Below are 16412 nucleotides of genomic sequence, written 5' to 3'. Positions count from 1 at the left end.
TCTTATGCGTAGTTTGCGTGATATGCTCTGCCAATGGCATCTGCTGCCAGCAATCCATCGTAAATCATTTGTGTATTCACTTCAAATGGCAAATGGTGTACACTGACCCCAATTTTATTGGTTTTGTCTGCCACTTCCCAAAGCAAATCATAATCCACATCGTGGTATCCAAAATCTGCAAAACAAATGGGCAACCCTACATCTTTACAGAATTTCAAAACTGCATTCAACTGGGTATCATCCACATTTTCCATTACCAACTGAGTAATGGTACAAAATGCAACAATATATCCATGGAATGCTCTATGTAGTTCTGGAATCAATGTAAATCCTTTTTGGATTGCATGAGCAGCACCCAAGCCACCACTTTCAAATCCCACACTGGACAACAATGTATTAATTTCCACAACTGCTTCAAATGCTGGAGTACAAACTCCTGCTTCCGCTGCCAATTTTGCACGTACACCATCTCTTGCTAAAATCTCCCAACATTTTTCTGCCAATGTGGTAGCTGCAATGGTTGGAGATGCCTTCGCTTGGTTTTTACTTCCAGATGCTCTACACACACGTGCCTCAAAATATGTTGACAACGCATCACCCATACCTGCCACAAGCAGTTTTACAGGTGCTTTTACAATGACACTAGTGTCCACCAATACCAAGTTTGGATTTGCATTGAGGAATAACCAATCGTCAAATTCTCCATCTTCATGGTACATAACACTTACGGAGCTACAAGGTGCATCTGTAGATGCCGCTGTTGGCACAATAACCAAAGACATTCCCGACAAATGAGCAACTCCCTTTGCAGTATCCATAGTTTTACCACCACCCACACCAAACACTGTGGTTGCACCAGCACTTTTTGCAAGTTCGATATATTTTTCAATATTTTTGCGACTACACTCTCCTTGGAATGCTGCGTATGCAATGGTATATCCTTTGTCGATACATTGGTTCAACATGGGTTTTACCGTTTCTTCCACAACAGGGTCCATAATGACAAACAAATTTTTTCCCATACTGTCTACCAAATATTTTTCCACTTCACCCAAAACACCAAAACCCTGTACATATTTGGATGGACTTTTGAATACCATACTCACTTGATTTCCTCCTTTGCAGTTTGTTCTACAATAGCAAACCTCCATGACATTTTTATCTTTTGTATTTCCTTATCTTCTTTCGTATATCATTTACAATTTCTTACATAATCGCTTGCACGCTACTGATGAACATATTGCCACCGACAATCAACAACACTACATATACCACACGAAGGAATGTAATTTTATTGATTTTGGACAAGCATTTCATACCAATGAGCAAACCAATCAAAGCCAATGGCAAACCAATGGTAAATGCACTCCACATTTCTGGTGTATAGTAACCAGATCTATAGTGATTCAAGCTGTTGTAGGCATTCAAAACAATCCAAACCCATGTCATTGTATTACGGAATTTTTCTTTTTCTTTTACTGCGGACAAAGTATATACTGTCATCAAAGGTCCACCAATTGTGAAGGCACCATGGACAATCCCACCCACTGCCAAAGCAACGTAACGAATTGCTTTTTTCGCTTTTGTATCAGGTGCATCTTCCACAAATTCTTTTTTCAATACCAATGGTGCAATGATGGTTTTGTAGATGTTCATAAGAGCGATAAATGTAACCACAGCACCAATTGCCACCTTTGCATAGTTGGCATCCACTTGTTTCAACAAAATATTTCCAAGGATAACCCCAGGTGCACACACAATCAAAATTTTACCCAAGTCTTTCCAAGCTACATTTTTGATTTCTTTGACACCTATAAAAATCAAGGTAGGCATACACAAAAGTGTTGCATATGCTGTCCCTACTGTTGGTCCCAAAACATCTGAATGAAATGGTGCTGACAATACAGTACAACCAAAACCAGCCACCCCTTGGATGAAGAACGCAAACACTTGATACAAACCCAACCAAATATATTCCATAGTTATATTCATTTTTCTACCTCTTTCTCAAGTCACCTAACCGATATCCCTATCCCCAATTTTAGAAATGCAATTCTGTTCTTTGAATCAAATCTTTTTGTAGTGGTTTACCAAGTTCCACAAAGTATGCACTATATCCTGCTACACGCACCAACATATCTTTGTAGTCTTCTGGTTTTTTCTGTGCTGCACGCATGGTTTTGGAACTCATTACATTGAATTGTACATGCATGGATTTTTTCGCCATATATTCATCAATAAAGCTGACCAAGTTATCTCTACCTTCCACACCAGAAACGGCTTCTTCTGGGAAACGTAAATTCAACAATGTACCATTGGATGCCAAGCTATGATCCACTTTTGCAACGGAATTGACCACTGCTGTAGGACCATTGGTATCATGGGAACCACCATCTGTATGAACAGGTCCCATATTATCAGAAATGGGTTCGTATTTTTTACGTCCATCAATGGAAGCATTTGTGTTCAAGCCCATTGCCACATTTGCATTGACAGAGTACACACCAGGGCTGAATTTGCCACCACGTGCATTGGGTACATTCTTCACATTGCGACAGTAGCATTCAAACATATATTTGAACAAATCATCTGCATAATCATCATCATTTCCATAGTGATGGACTTTGGAGCTATTCACCAATGCATATAATTTTTCATGACCCACCCAGTTGTCTTTGATGGCTTGCAACAATTCAGAGCCTGTATATTTTTGTTCATCGAACACCAATTGTTTGATGGATGCAAGGGAGTCAGCACAAGTTGCCATACCAGCTGCTTGTGGACCTGTACCATTGTATTTTGCTCCACCTTCTGTTACGTCTTTTCCTGTTTTGAAACAATTGCCAAAGAATGCAGACAAATATGGCAATGGTTTCAATTGTCTATGTGCTCTATCGATGATATTCAAACTGGAAATCATTTGACCTGTCCAATATGCAAATTGTGCATCCACAGATGTCAATACTTCGTCAAATGTTTTGTATGTATCCAAACTGCCTGTATCTGGCCCCAATTGTTCACCTGCTTTTGGACCATCCAAAATACGACCACCATTGAGTACCATTTCCATCATTTTTGCTGTGTTCACATAAGCCGCATCATGCCAACCATATTCTTTTGCTGGCAAACTAGGTTCCACACAACCAACAACTGCATAATCTCTTGCTTCTTCCAATGTCATACCTTTGGATAGCATCCCTTTGATGGTTGGAATATCATTGAACAATTTTGGATGTCCATAGCCACAACGAATGCATTCCACTGCTTTGACCTTCAACTCATAGGGTGTGTTTTCATGCATACGTACACAAACCCAAGGGTTCATCATTCTGGTATGTGCAGATGCTTCCAACATCAACATGGTCAAATCGTTGGTTACGTCATTGCCTTCTGTATCAATACCGCCAATGGTCAAACTTTCGCCACCAAATCCACGACCATTACGCACTGCAACGGTACCTTTGTCTTTCAATTTGGTTGCATTGTTCATTTTCACATATTCCACTTCCAACAATTCCAAAGCAAATTCCTTTGTGATTCTGCCAGCTTCCAAGTCAGCTTTCAGGAAGGGATACAACCATTGATCCATACGTCCATAGGAAATGGAATGTCCATTGCTTTCAATTTGAATTAAGAAAGTTGCAATGTTGAACAATTGCAAAGCTTCAAAGAAAGTGGTTGGTGCTGGTCCTGCCACCGCATAACAATTGCTGGAAATCAATTCCAACTCTGCTTTTCTATCTGCATCTGTTTCTTCTTTTGCCATATCTGCTGCCAATTTACCATAGCGTTTTGTGTAGGTAATTGCCGCTTCATGCATGATGATCATAGCTCTAAAGAAATCTCTTTTTTCATCATAATCTGGATCTCTTTTGGAAAGTTCTGCCAAACAACCACGTGCTTGTTCCAAAAGCCCATTGAACCCAACTATCATCAATTTTTTATAATCAATCACCAAATGTCCTGCACCAGCATAGTGATATAAGTTGGTTTGGAAGATTTTTTCACCCATTTGGGAACCTTTGATTTGGTCATATTCCAATTTTCCATTGACAGAATCCTCAATGGTTTTTCCTTGCCAATAGCGACACAATTCCACAATTTCTCCACGCTCTTCGTCATTTCGGATATAGAATTGGTCATTTGCACGTTCTTCAAATGGAGAATGCAAAATTTCATCAATAATCCAGTTGACAGAAAACTCTGGATAAATGGGAGATGCCTTTGCAGGTGCTGCAATTTCCCCACAAATCAAATCATCTGGATAAATGTACAATGTGGTTTTTTGCAAAATATTTTCAAATGCATACGCCACTTTCATTTTTTGTGGTTTGTCCTCATGTGCTTGGTATGCTTCTGTCACCAAACGAAGTCTTTCCACATCAATGTCATAAGGTCTGTCCAAGAATGTTTGACGCAAACGATTGACTCTTGGATATGGAGACCAATCTTCATGGTTGACTTGGTAACCCAAACCATAGGTGTGATCAAAGGGTAATGTGCCTGATGCTGTTGTGTGTTGTGTGCTCATAATGCTCCTCCTATTATTGTTTTTCCTTAGTTCCCACAAGACAATGAATGCCTCTGTTATTGAAATAGTTTGCAATTCCTGTTATTTTCTTTTGGAATGATATACGATTGATTTTGACCTTTTCCATTTGGTATTCCATGTTAAGGGATTGGTATTTTTCTTCACCCAAACGCATAAAACTCAATAGTTGTAAGGTTCTGACTCTACCTTCCATTTCATTGCATATAAAATTGGCGGTTGCTTCTATATTTTCCTCATCCTCATTGACATAAGGAATCACTGGTATGCGTAGTATGATTTCTTTTCCTGTTTTGGAGAATTTGGTTAGGTTTTCCAATATCAGTTCATTGGAAACACCTGTATATTGTTTGTGTATATCTGGATTCATGTGTTTCAAGTCAGAAATAAACAAATCCGTATAGGGCAATACCTTTTCCAAATCTTCCCACTTGCCATGAAATGTACTTTCAAAACAAGTATGTATGCTTTCTGCTTTACAGGCTTTGAACAGTTCCAAAATAAAATCCACATGCAACAAAGCTTCTCCACCAGATACGGTAACACCACCACCAGAACGTGTGTAATATCCCTTATCTTTGCGTATGATTTCCATACATTCTTCCACTGTCATGGATTCACCCCATTTTTTGATGGCTTCTGCTGGACAGGCATCATAACAAGCGTGACATCCAATGCATTTTGTAGGGTCAATTGCCACCAATTTGCCACGATAAAATTGCAAAGCATCTTGTTGTGGACAAACCTCTAAGCAAGCACCACATTTGTTTTTTGAGATGCATTTCTTTCGATATACCCCCAGTTGTATTTGCTTTTGAAAGCTTTCTGGATTCCCACACCATTTACAACGCAATGGGCAACCTTTGAAAAATAATTCTGTTCGCACTCCTGGTCCATCGTGGATGGTAAACCTTTGGATGTTGAATATAATCCCTTCTTGTACCACGTTTTCATTCCTCCAACCCATTTTACAAGTCAAATTGCCCATAAGATTTTTGTTTTTCTCTTTTCTTTGAGTAAATTGTACCAAAGGAAATTCTGCTATGTAAGTAGACAGGTGGCTTATTTGTATGGGGAATGTTCCCTATTTTACATTTTTTAACAAACTCCACACAAAAAAGACCCTCTCTATATCCTAGAGAAGGTCTTTGCATGTCGAAACTTACTTTTTAAAGCCCCTACAAGAACGCTATATTTACTTCTTATTTTCATCCAACCAATTGTATAATTCATAGCGACTATTGACACCACATTTGGTGTAAATATTTTGCACATGTTTTTTGACGGTATGGTAGCTGATGACCAGTTCATTTGCAATTGCTTTATAGGTAAGCCCTTGGTAAATCAACTCTGCCACCTTTTGTTCTGTTTTGGTGAGTGATGTGTTTTCCACCATTGGTGCTACACTGCCATCTTCCTTATTGGAAATGGTAATCCAATAATAACGATCCACTATTTTATTGGAATATCCTTGGTCAAACACATGGATTTTGAACACATAATTCTTTATGATACGTTTTGCAATGATTTGTTCTGAATGAGTACCGGAGTCTCCAATGAGCATTGGCAACCAGTCACAAACCACATCGCTATGTAAATCCTTTGGTATGATTTCACCAAAAATATCCACCAAATATGTTTTTGCAGTTTCGTTGCAATCCAAAATATGCTTGAAATCATCTGTCACCAAAAATGCTTTATCACCTGATGCAATGATTTTGTTGTGGATTGCCAAAACAATTTTTCCTTGTTCATGTTTTTTGAAGGTTTTGTAGGAATTTGCAACAATGACATAAATGGAATTGAGTTTTTCCATTTCTTCTGCTGTAAAATCTCCTTGTTCCAAAGATTTGAAAAATGCCACTTGGATATAAGCATTGATGCCAAATGCCAAGGTCACGCTATAATGAGCATTGAAATTTTCTTCCAAAAAACGCACATATGCAGATGTATCATAATCCACAGCATCTATGATATCTGTAGAGCGATACAACCTTGGTTCCACATTGAAATAGGTCAGGTGGTCACGCACTGCTTCGTTGTAAATGGTGTGACGCACCACATCATTGACAAAAAACTTACGGTATGGATGTTCTGCACAATCTACATATAATCCATTTTTATCCACCCAGGACAAACATTCACCCTTTGTATCAAAATAAGAAATGAGCATTTCATCCAATCCAAAATTACGCTCCAATAGGTGTAACAATTCGTTGCTGAAAAATTCTCGCGCTGATAGTTGGCGCTCTGCCATTTCCGAAAAGAATTGTACCTGCTTCATTGCCATATATCTCACCACCTTTTTTTATCTTCTGTTCATGCTGCTATAGCCTCCTGATAAAATACCGAGCTATTTTTATAATTATATCATAAAAATAAAGAAAGTCACATAAAACTCCTTCCAATAAGATATTTTTTATAAATATATTTATGGTGATACTTCTGCAATATTGCAAATTCACAACATACACTATCCCCTTCTATTGTCAACAAGCTGGACAAGCTGAATTTGATAAACACCCATCAAGCACACCACAATTTCATAAAACACACATAAAACACAAAACACCTCATCAAAACAAGTCACTTTTGACTCCTTCTGATGAGGTGTTTTTATGAATATTTTTATACCTTATGCTTTTTTACGCCCTTGTAACAGTGGGAATGCAATGGCTAATGCCATCAAAATCACAAGTCCAGATAACAAAGCACCTTGGTTTGTGGTGAAACTTCCTGTGCCATTTGCAATAGAAGCACCTGCTGCATTCACAACATATGGACAAAGTGCCATACCGACATTTTGCAAACAAGTGGCAATGGAAACCGCCATACCAGAAGAAGCCAAAGGGACAGAGCCAGCAGAACCATTCATAATGCAAGCCAAACACATGGAAATGGACAAACCGCAGAAGAATGCACCAAGATAAGACATTGCCAAGCCATTTGCAAATACAATTAAGAGATACCCACAGGACATCAACACGCAACCAGCGGATAATGTCATTTTGCCAAAGATTTTTGCTACTTTTCCATAAGCAATACCCATAAGCAAGCCACCAACAGCAAAGATTGCTAAGGAGTAACCAGCAGCAACGGAATCACCCAAGTTCATTTCTGTGATGATTGCAGAAGCGGAGTTCGCATAAGTTTGACCACCTGTCAAATAAATCAAGATGGCAACCACCCAAATCCACATAGATGGTGTTGGTGTAAACTTCACCTTTTCGCCACTTGCAGAAATTGCCACAGGTTTTTGATATGGCAAGCACACAATGGCACCCACCAAAGAAATGACAGCAATCAAATGTACAAGAAATGCTACATTCCAACTGATTTGACCCAAATTTCCTGCCACCAAAGAGAAAATGATACACCCAAGCATTTGGGATGCAGACATATTCCCCATGGTTTTGTCACGTTCTTCTGGGTCTTCAAAATTCTCTACAACCAAAGCAGCACAAAGGGTTTGCACCATACCAAGACCTACACCAAACAAGCAACGCATTGCAAAAATCATTTGCAAACTATCCATGCAATATGGTGTCACACCGCCAACCAACCAAAGAATTACACCCACAATCATCAAGGTTTTCTTGGCAATTTGACCCATTAACTTTCCTGTGATGATGGTCACTGGAATGACAATCATACATGGCACAGAAATCATATAGGCAACAATAGTAGTTGGACTTTCTTCTGGGAATGCTGCCATGATATTTGCCAAGTTGCTTGCCACCGCAATGGCACCCATCATCAGCAATGCACAGAGGTAAATCCCGATTTTCGTCATATTTTTATTGATTGTTTTTTCCATAACCTTCACCTTTCTTCAATTAAGCAAAATACGGGTGCCCACATAGGGACACCCCTACAATTTCTATTTTTTTGTAGAAATGATTCCATGTGTGATCACCCGTAATACACATCATTTATTTTGATACGGATTAAATATCCAATGCTCTTGCATGACCTGTGCCAACTGCATCTGCAACACGTCCAGCTTTGATGCTATCGCCAATTTCGAACACACGAGGTGCTGTATTATAGAAATCTTCCACAACTTTACGATTTGCACGCATACCAGCTGCCAACAAAATGGTATCTGCTGCCAAAGTGATTTCGCCATCAGCTGTTTGACATACCAAACCTTCGTCTGTGATTGCTTTTGCGGTTGTGCTGGTATGGATTTTGATGTTGCTATTTCTTTGGTAGGTAATCATTGCGTTTTTGTGCATGAAATAAGCATCTGCTGCCCAATCGCTGTTCATTTCCACCATAGTCACATCTTTGCCCAAACCATCCATATAGATTGCACATTCGCTACCAACCAAGCCACCGCCAAGAATGACCACTTTTTCGCCAATTGCTGGTGGGTTTTGATGAAGTGCATCAAGAGTCACAACTTTTTTGTTGTCGATACCTGGAATTGGAGGAACAATAGGGCTTGCACCCACTGCCACCATAACCACGTCTGCCTTCATTGCAACTGCTTGTTCGCCTGTGAGTTCTGTATTCATATGTACATCAACGCCTGTGTTTGCCAAACGTTTTTCCATAACTTTCACGAAGTTATACATATTGTGTTTGAATGGAATGTGTTGTTCAGACAACAATTGACCGCCAAGGTGTGCACTTTTTTCATAAAGGGAAACACTATGACCACGTTCTGCTGCTGTAACAGCTGCTTCCATACCACCAACACCACCACCAACTACGATAACTTTCTTTGGTGTAGTAGGAGGTGCTGCATATTGATTTGCCAATTCATTGCCCACTTCTGGATTGAATGCACAGGAATAAGTTCTGTTGGTCAAATAGTTATAGAAACAAGTGAAACATCTGCAACAACGTACAATTTCATCACTTCTACCAGAGAATGCTTTTTCTGGGAAGTATGGATCACAAATGGATTGACGAGCCACTTCCACGATGTCTGCTTTGCCAGATGCAATGATTTCTTCCATCATATCCATATCGGTCAAACCACCAACAGTAGCAACTGGAGATTTTACGTGTTTTTTCACTTCTGCTGCCAAAAATACATTGCAACCTTCTGGAACAAACATAGATGGATGTGTGATACCAAATACTTCTGGATTTTCATGAACACCAGCGGAAACATGAATCAAATCCACTTTGTCATCCATCATTTTTGCAATTTCAACGCCTTCTTCGATTGTGTAGCCACCTTCGTCAAATTCAGCACCACTGTAACGCACTTCAATTGGATATTTAGGGCCTACTGCTGCACGAATTTCATCGAGAACCAACAACAAGAAACGAGAACGATTTTCTAGGCTACCACCCCATTTATCTGTTCTTTTGTTCATTGCTGGAGAAAGGAATTGGTGCAACAACCAACCATGACCAGCATGAAGAAGTACCATGTCGATACCAGCATCTTTTGCCAATTTTGCAGCAGAACCAAAGCTTTTTGCAGTTGCATAAATTTGTTCTTCTGTCATGGCTTTGACTGCAACCCCAGCAGAATTCATTTCATCATTTGGACCATATGCGAAATGATCATCAGAATCGTTATGCGCTCTAGCATTTGCGTAGCGACCACCATGTTGCAACTCGATAACTGCATTACAATTGTGACGGTGCATTGCTTTGGAAAATTCTTTCAAAGATGGCAAAGACATTGCATCATAGAGTTTCACTTCTTTTGTATGGGTTCTGCCGATTGCATCCACAACACCCAAACCGATTGCAACACTTGCAAGACCACCTTTTCCACGATTTTCATGGAATGCGATGTCTTCTCGTCTCATTTGGCTTTCTGTGTCCATTTCTGGATTGGACATTGGAGAACCAAAGATTCTGTTTTTGAAGGTAAGACCATTGATGGTGATGGGTTTTGCAAGATTTGGATAAAATTTGTTTTCCATTGTAATTCCTCCTGTTTTGTTTTATGTGTGACGATTGATTGATTTCTCATTCATTTGTGTTAATTATATATCTAACAAAAATCTTGCAAAAGAATAGATAATATTGTATCATTACAAGTAAATGGTTGTATCAAAAAATATACACAATAGAAATATCCGATACTATGGTTTAAATTCCCTGTTTTTGTTTGTTTTACACAACCATTCCCCTGTATATTCGTCATTTCAATGGAAAAGAGATACTTTTGTGCAATACCACGAAAACAAAAAAAGACCCCCAACCTTCCTAATTATAGAAGAAAAGGAGATGCCCCATGACATTTAGACAGATGGAATTGTTCATTGCAGTATGTGAATACAAAAGCATAAATAAGGCTTCTGAAGCACATTTCATTTCCCAACAAGGTGTTTCCAAGATGATTCGTGAATTGGAAGACGAACTGGATTGCACTCTTTTGGAACGAAATAAAAACGGTGTGACACCTACACCAAGAGGCACATATTTCTTACAGGAATGTCGCACCATTGTGGATAAAAAAGCTTTTCTTTGCGACAATATTTCTAAGATGAAGGAGTTTCCAAAAGAAATCATCCATCTAGGTATGGCTTTTGGTATGATTGCCGCAATCCCATATCAATTGATATTGGATTTTGAACGGGAACACCCCCACATCCGTATTGATTATGCAGACCATGCCGATTTTTATTTGGAAAATTTACTCCTCAAAGGAGATTATGACTTCAGTATCACCACAGGGATTATGGATGAAGAAAGACTGGTTGCAGAAAAGGCATTCCACGAACCAACCTATCTTTGTATCCCACAAAATCATCCGTTGTATAACCAAGAAACCATTACAATGGAAGATTTGCAACCTCAAAAATTTGTGGCATTCAGCACAAAATTCCATATCCGCCATAACTTTGTGGCAAGTTGTAGACGCTTTGGATTTGAACCAAATATTGAACTGAGCTCTGGTGATTTCAATTCTTTGAAGGAAATTGCAAAAGCAAATGATTTTTTGTTTGTTGTACCAGCACATACTGTCAATACTGATGATGTTGGCTTGCGATATCATCCATTTCCAGATGAAAACTTTATTTGGACCATATATTTTGCACACAAAAAGAATATGGAGCTTTCAGAAAATGGGATGCTATTCTATCGCTATTTGATGGAAGGTGTACCAAGGTTGTTTGACTGAATTTCTCTGTCATATCCAATACTTCTCCAAATATCATCTACAAGCAAAATACCCCTCACCAGAAGATCGTCACATGCGACCATTCCAATGAAGGGTATTATTTTTTATCTCAAATCAAAGTACAACCAACAAATTGCGAATCAACATATCGCCACCGACAATCAACAACACCACATATACAATACGCAAGAATTGTTCACGATTGATTTTTTCCAAGAATTTCATACCTGCAAAGAAACCAATTGCTGCCATTGGTAGACCTACCAAAACTGCACTCAACATATACGGTGTATAGGCACCATTGCGATATTGGTTGCAAGCATTGATGGTGTTGAGCACCACCCAAACCCAGTTCATGGTATTGCGGAATTTCTCTTTCTCTTTGACTGCTTCCAATGTATAAACAGTAATCAATGCACCGCCAATGTTGAAAGCGCCATGTACCACACCACCCAAAAGCAAGCAACCATAACGAAATGCTTTTTTTGCTGTGGTATCAGGTGCCACTTCTGTTGGTTCTTCAATTTTCAAAATCAATGGTTTTACAATGTGTTTGTAGCAATTGACCAAAGCCAAACCAGTGATCATAGTGCCTAGGCAGATTTTGGCAGTGGTTTCATCAATTTTATAAAATAAGATGTTACCAAAGAACAAACCAGGTGCACAGAAAATTACAATTTTCAACAAATCTTTCCAAGCCACAGAATGTCTAAATTTAATGCCCAAATAGTACAAAAATGGAATGGTCATCAATGTTCCATAGGGTACACCTGCTGCTGTACCCAACAGCCCTGTTGTGACAGGTGTGTTGATGGTTGTGCCCCCAAAGCCAGTACATCCCTGTACAAAGAAGCCCACTACCTGCATCAAACCAACCCATAAAAAATCCAATTCAAAACTCATAAAAATACCCCTTTTTCATCTCCATTTTCCTATAGATTCCTATTTTTTGACAGAAGTTCATTAGAAATGCAATTCTGTACGTTGGATCAAATCTTTTTGTAATGGTTTGCTCAGCTCCACGAAATATGCACTATATCCAGCCACACGCACCAACATATCTTTGTAATTTTCTGGATTCTTTTGTGCTGCACGCAAGGTTTTGGAACTCATAACATTGAATTGTACGTGCATTGCTTTTTTGGACAAATATTCATCAATAAAGCTGATCAGGTTATCTCTACCTTCCATTCCAGCAACTGCTTCTTGTGGGAATTTCAAATTCAACAAAGTACCATTGGTTGCCAAAGAATGGTCTACCTTTGCAATGGAGTTTGCAATTGCTGTTGGTCCACAAATGTCATGGGAACCACATTCTGTATGAACAGGTCCCATATTATCGGAGATGGGTTCGCCTTTTTTACGTCCATCTACAGAAGCATTGGTATTCATACCCATACCTACATTTGCATTGACGGTATACACACCAGGATTGAAGGTGCCACCCCTTGCAATTGTTCTACCACGCAAGTTTTTGCAATAGCATTCAAACATAAATTTGAACCATTCATCCGCATAATCATCATCATTTCCATAGTGATGGACTTTGGAACTATTCACCAATGCGTATAATTTTTCATAACCTTCCCAATTGTTTTGTACTGCTACCAACAATTCAGCACCGGTACAACGTTTTTCATCGAACACCAATTGTTTGATGGTGGTTAAGGAATCGCCACAAGTTGCAATGCCAGACGCTTGTGGTCCAATGCCATTGTATTTGGCACCACCTTCCACCAAATCCTGACCAGATGCCAAACAATCGTCATAAAAAGCAGATACAAATGGTACTGGTTTACGTACCTTATGTGCATTGTCGATGATGTGCAAACTGGAACACATTTGATCCAACCAATAGTCAAATTGTGCATCCACAGACGCCAAAACTTCATCAAAGGATTCATATGTTTCCAAACTGCCTGTATCTGGTCCAATTTGCATACCTTTGTCAGGTCCATCCAAAATACGTCCACCATTGATGACCATTTCCATCATTTTGGGTGTGTTCACATAAGCTGCATCATGCCAGCCATATTCTTTGCCAGGAATGCTTGGTTCCACACAGCCAACAACTGCATACTCCCTTGCTTCTTCCATAGGAACGCCTTTTCTTTGGAGTGCTCTAATTGCTGGTTCATCATTGAAAATCTTTGGATGTCCATATCCTGCACGAATGCATTCCACAGTTTTCACCTTCAATTCATATGGTGTGTTTTCATGCATACGTACACAAAGCCAAGGGTTCATCATACGGGTATGTACAGATGCTTCCAAGAACATCATGGTCAAATCGTTGGTTGCATCATTTCCTTCTGCATCCATACCACCAATGGTCAAACTTTCCCCACCAGCACAACGTCCATTTCTTACAATTACAGTGCTTTTGTCTTTGAGTTTGACAGGGTTATTGAGCTTCACATATTGCACTTCAATCAATTCTAGGGCAAATTCTTTGGTCAATGTGCCCGCTTTCATTTCTGCTTCGTACAAAGGCAACAACCATTGATCCATACGTCCATAGGAAATGGAATGTCCATTGCTTTCCACTTGGATGAGCTGTGTTGTAAAACTAAACAATTGCATTGCTTGCCAGAAGGTTTTTGGTGCACCACCAGCAATTTGTTTGCAGTTTTCTGCCATTGCAAGAAGTTCTTCTTTGCGTGTTTCGTCCACTTCTTTGTCTGCTGCTTCCAAAAGCAATGGTACGTAACGTGCAATGTGTTGTTTTGCTGCATTTTGCATAATGAGCATTGCTTGGAATTCATCACGTTTGTCTGCATAGTCAATGTCTTTTTTATCCAATTTTGCCACTGCTGCTTCGATATTGGCAATGATACCATCGTAACCAATTTCCATGATTTTTGCATAGTCTACAGAAAAATGACCTGTACCAGCATAGTGAAAATAGTTGGTTTGGAAGATTTTTTCTCCCAATTGTGCACCTTTCAGCTGTTCTGGTTCCAATCTGGAATTGATCAAGTCTGCAACAGATTTACCTTCCCAATAAGCACACAAATCCAAGATTTCTTGACGTTCTTCTTCTGATCTGATGTAGAATTGGTCAAATTCTCTTTCTTCAAATGGGAAATTCAAAATTTCGTCAATGATCCAATGCACTGAAAATTCAGGGAAGATAGGAGTTGCTTTTGCTGGTGCACACAATTCGCCCAAAATCAATTCATCTGGATAGATATTCAATTCGCAGTTTAACAATACATTCTCAAAAGCATATGCACATTGCAATTTTCTAGGTGCTTGCTCATGTTTTTTGTAGGATTCTGTCACCAAACGTAGTCTTTGTACATCAATTTCATATGGTCGATCCAAGAAAGTCTGTCTCAATTTGTTGACCCTTGGATATGGAGACCAATCTTCGTGATTCACTTCATAACCCAAACTGTAACACTTGTCAAATGCTTCTGTTCCCTTTGCCATTGTACTATTCATTGCAATTCCTCCTTATATTCACATGGTTGTATTGTATTGTTTTCATTACTATTCTTTCTCCTTGGTGCCCACCAAACAATGAATGCCCCTTTCATTGAAATATGTTGCAATGGCATTCACGTGTTTTTGGAAGGAGATTCTACGCACCTTCACATCTTCCATTTTGTATTCCAGACCCAATGATTTGTATTTTTCTTCACCCAATCGCATAAAACTGAGCAATTGTAAGGTTCTAATATTGCCATGCATTTCATTTAAAATGAAATCTGCGGTGGCTGCGATATTTTGCATATCATCATTGACATTGGGTATGACTGGAATCCGTAAAATCAGTTCTTTTCCTGTTTCTGCCACTTTTTGCAAATTTTCCAAAATCAATTCATTGCCAACACCTGTATATTTCTTGTGTATCTTGGTATCCATATGTTTGATATCTGCAATCATAATGTCTGTTACAGGCAATATCTTTTCCACTTCTGACCAATTGGCACATAATGTGGTTTCAAAACAAGTTTGAATGTTTTCTTCTTTGCATTTGGCAAACAATTCTGCCACAAAATCACTTTGCATCAATGGCTCACCACCAGAAACAGTAACGCCACCACCAGAACGTTCATAATATCCTTTGTCTTTTCTGATGATTTCCATGCATTGGTCAACGCTCATCACATTACCCCATTGCTTGATGGCATCTGATGGACATTCTGCAAAACAAGGAAAACAGGCTTCCCGTTGGCTGTCATCCATTGCAACAAGCTTACCTCTGTAAAACTCCAAAGCATCTTCGCTACCACAAACTTCCAAGCAAGCACCACATTTTTTCTTGCCAATGCACTTGGATTTGTATACTCCCAATTGTATGTATGTCTTCCAGCTTTCTGGATTGCTACACCAATCGCATCGCAATGGACAACCCTTCAAAAACAACTCTGTCCGCAAACCTGGCCCATCATGAATGGTGAATCTTTGTACCTCAAATACAATTCCCTCTTGCATCCACATCCCTCTTTCTATTTTTTGTGTGTCCCATCCTTTGTGATAATTGTATCAAGGGAAAAGAAGTAGTAGAAGTGGGTGACCTTCTTATTTTACAGGAGTAGTTCTCCTTATTTTGGGTACCCGTTCTCCTTATTTTTCAAAAATATAGCCAAAAATACACAAAAAAAATCTACACTTTTTACAGTGTAGATTCCATACTGTCAAAAAATCAACGGTCTTTTTGCTTTTAGCGTCGCAGACTTTAATCCGCAGAACGTATCGGAAAGAAATCCGACGGCAAAGCCGTTTTGCGTAGCAAAATACTGACCAGGATCGCAT

11 protein-coding genes are annotated in these 16412 nt (G+C 39.2%); 1 reads left to right on the top strand and 10 read right to left on the bottom strand.

Features of this window, described 5'->3' with window-relative positions; all coding sequences use genetic code 11:
- Positions 1-2: 2 nt before the first annotated feature.
- From MJY40_RS01115 to MJY40_RS01085, 7 genes are all read right to left on the bottom strand, one after another.
- A complete protein-coding gene (locus MJY40_RS01115; protein WP_317856388.1) occupies positions 3-1100 on the bottom strand; it encodes a glycerol dehydrogenase in 1098 nt (365 codons plus the stop codon).
- A 106-nt stretch (positions 1101-1206) separates the two neighbouring features.
- Complete coding sequence (locus tag MJY40_RS01110) at positions 1207-1992, bottom strand: sulfite exporter TauE/SafE family protein (protein WP_317855251.1); 786 nt, start codon at positions 1990-1992, stop codon at positions 1207-1209.
- Positions 1993-2041: 49 nt separating this feature from the next.
- Positions 2042-4531: a (2S)-3-sulfopropanediol dehydratase gene (gene hpfG / locus MJY40_RS01105; protein ID WP_317855250.1), complete on the bottom strand. Its 2490-nt coding sequence runs from the start codon at positions 4529-4531 to the stop codon at positions 2042-2044.
- Between the two features lie 13 nt (positions 4532-4544).
- Complete coding sequence (gene hpfH / locus MJY40_RS01100) at positions 4545-5579, bottom strand: (2S)-3-sulfopropanediol dehydratase activating enzyme (RefSeq protein WP_317855249.1); 1035 nt, start codon at positions 5577-5579, stop codon at positions 4545-4547.
- A gap of 165 nt (positions 5580-5744) precedes the next feature.
- Positions 5745-6839, bottom strand: coding sequence for a response regulator transcription factor (locus tag MJY40_RS01095; protein ID WP_317855248.1), 1095 nt, complete (start codon positions 6837-6839; stop codon positions 5745-5747).
- 345 nt (positions 6840-7184) lie between these two features.
- A complete protein-coding gene (locus MJY40_RS01090) occupies positions 7185-8366 on the bottom strand; it encodes an MFS transporter (protein ID WP_317855247.1) in 1182 nt (393 codons plus the stop codon).
- Between the two features lie 130 nt (positions 8367-8496).
- The gene (locus MJY40_RS01085; protein WP_317855246.1) at positions 8497-10443 is read right to left on the bottom strand and encodes an NAD(P)/FAD-dependent oxidoreductase; all 1947 of its coding nucleotides are present in this window, start codon (positions 10441-10443) and stop codon (positions 8497-8499) included.
- Between the two features lie 314 nt (positions 10444-10757).
- Here MJY40_RS01085 and MJY40_RS01080 point away from each other — a divergent pair, with 314 nt between their 5' ends.
- Positions 10758-11648 carry a LysR family transcriptional regulator gene (locus tag MJY40_RS01080; RefSeq protein WP_317855245.1) on the top strand — a complete coding sequence of 297 codons (891 nt, stop codon included), beginning with the start codon at positions 10758-10760 and terminating at the stop codon, positions 11646-11648.
- Positions 11649-11762: 114 nt separating this feature from the next.
- Here the strand turns inward: MJY40_RS01080 and MJY40_RS01075 are convergent, their stop codons facing one another.
- Genes MJY40_RS01075 through hpfH (MJY40_RS01065) form a run of 3 tightly spaced genes read right to left on the bottom strand, consistent with a single transcriptional unit; the run spans position 11763 to position 16091 of the window.
- A complete protein-coding gene (locus MJY40_RS01075) occupies positions 11763-12551 on the bottom strand; it encodes a sulfite exporter TauE/SafE family protein (protein WP_317855244.1) in 789 nt (262 codons plus the stop codon).
- Between the two features lie 60 nt (positions 12552-12611).
- A complete protein-coding gene (gene hpfG / locus MJY40_RS01070) occupies positions 12612-15095 on the bottom strand; it encodes a (2S)-3-sulfopropanediol dehydratase (RefSeq protein ID WP_317855243.1) in 2484 nt (827 codons plus the stop codon).
- Between the two features lie 48 nt (positions 15096-15143).
- Positions 15144-16091 (bottom strand): (2S)-3-sulfopropanediol dehydratase activating enzyme, encoded by a 948-nt coding sequence (gene hpfH / locus MJY40_RS01065; protein ID WP_317855242.1) that lies wholly within the window; start codon positions 16089-16091, stop codon positions 15144-15146.
- Positions 16092-16412: the final 321 nt, after the last annotated feature.

The organism is Chakrabartyella piscis, from assembly GCA_030067835.1.
Taxonomy (GTDB): Bacteria; Bacillota; Clostridia; order Lachnospirales; family Anaerotignaceae; genus Chakrabartyella; species Chakrabartyella piscis.
Note: the sequence above shows the minus strand (reverse complement) of the source record. Positions and strands in the feature narration are given on the sequence as shown.

Excerpts from the sequence above, each read along its gene's own strand:
- MJY40_RS01090 (WP_317855247.1), bottom strand. The coding sequence starts at position 8,366 with ATGGAAAAAACAATCAATAAAAATATGACGAAAATCGGGATTTACCTC.
- MJY40_RS01095 (WP_317855248.1), bottom strand. The coding sequence starts at position 6,839 with ATGGCAATGAAGCAGGTACAATTCTTTTCGGAAATGGCAGAGCGCCAA.
- MJY40_RS01110 (WP_317855251.1), bottom strand. The coding sequence starts at position 1,992 with ATGAATATAACTATGGAATATATTTGGTTGGGTTTGTATCAAGTGTTT.
- MJY40_RS01075 (WP_317855244.1), bottom strand. The coding sequence starts at position 12,551 with ATGAGTTTTGAATTGGATTTTTTATGGGTTGGTTTGATGCAGGTAGTG.
- MJY40_RS01115 (WP_317856388.1), bottom strand. The coding sequence starts at position 1,100 with ATGGTATTCAAAAGTCCATCCAAATATGTACAGGGTTTTGGTGTTTTG.
- hpfH (WP_317855242.1), bottom strand. The coding sequence starts at position 16,091 with ATGCAAGAGGGAATTGTATTTGAGGTACAAAGATTCACCATTCATGAT.
- hpfG (WP_317855250.1), bottom strand. The coding sequence starts at position 4,531 with ATGAGCACACAACACACAACAGCATCAGGCACATTACCCTTTGATCAC.
- MJY40_RS01085 (WP_317855246.1), bottom strand. The coding sequence starts at position 10,443 with ATGGAAAACAAATTTTATCCAAATCTTGCAAAACCCATCACCATCAAT.
- hpfG (WP_317855243.1), bottom strand. The coding sequence starts at position 15,095 with ATGAATAGTACAATGGCAAAGGGAACAGAAGCATTTGACAAGTGTTAC.
- MJY40_RS01080 (WP_317855245.1), top strand. The coding sequence starts at position 10,758 with ATGACATTTAGACAGATGGAATTGTTCATTGCAGTATGTGAATACAAA.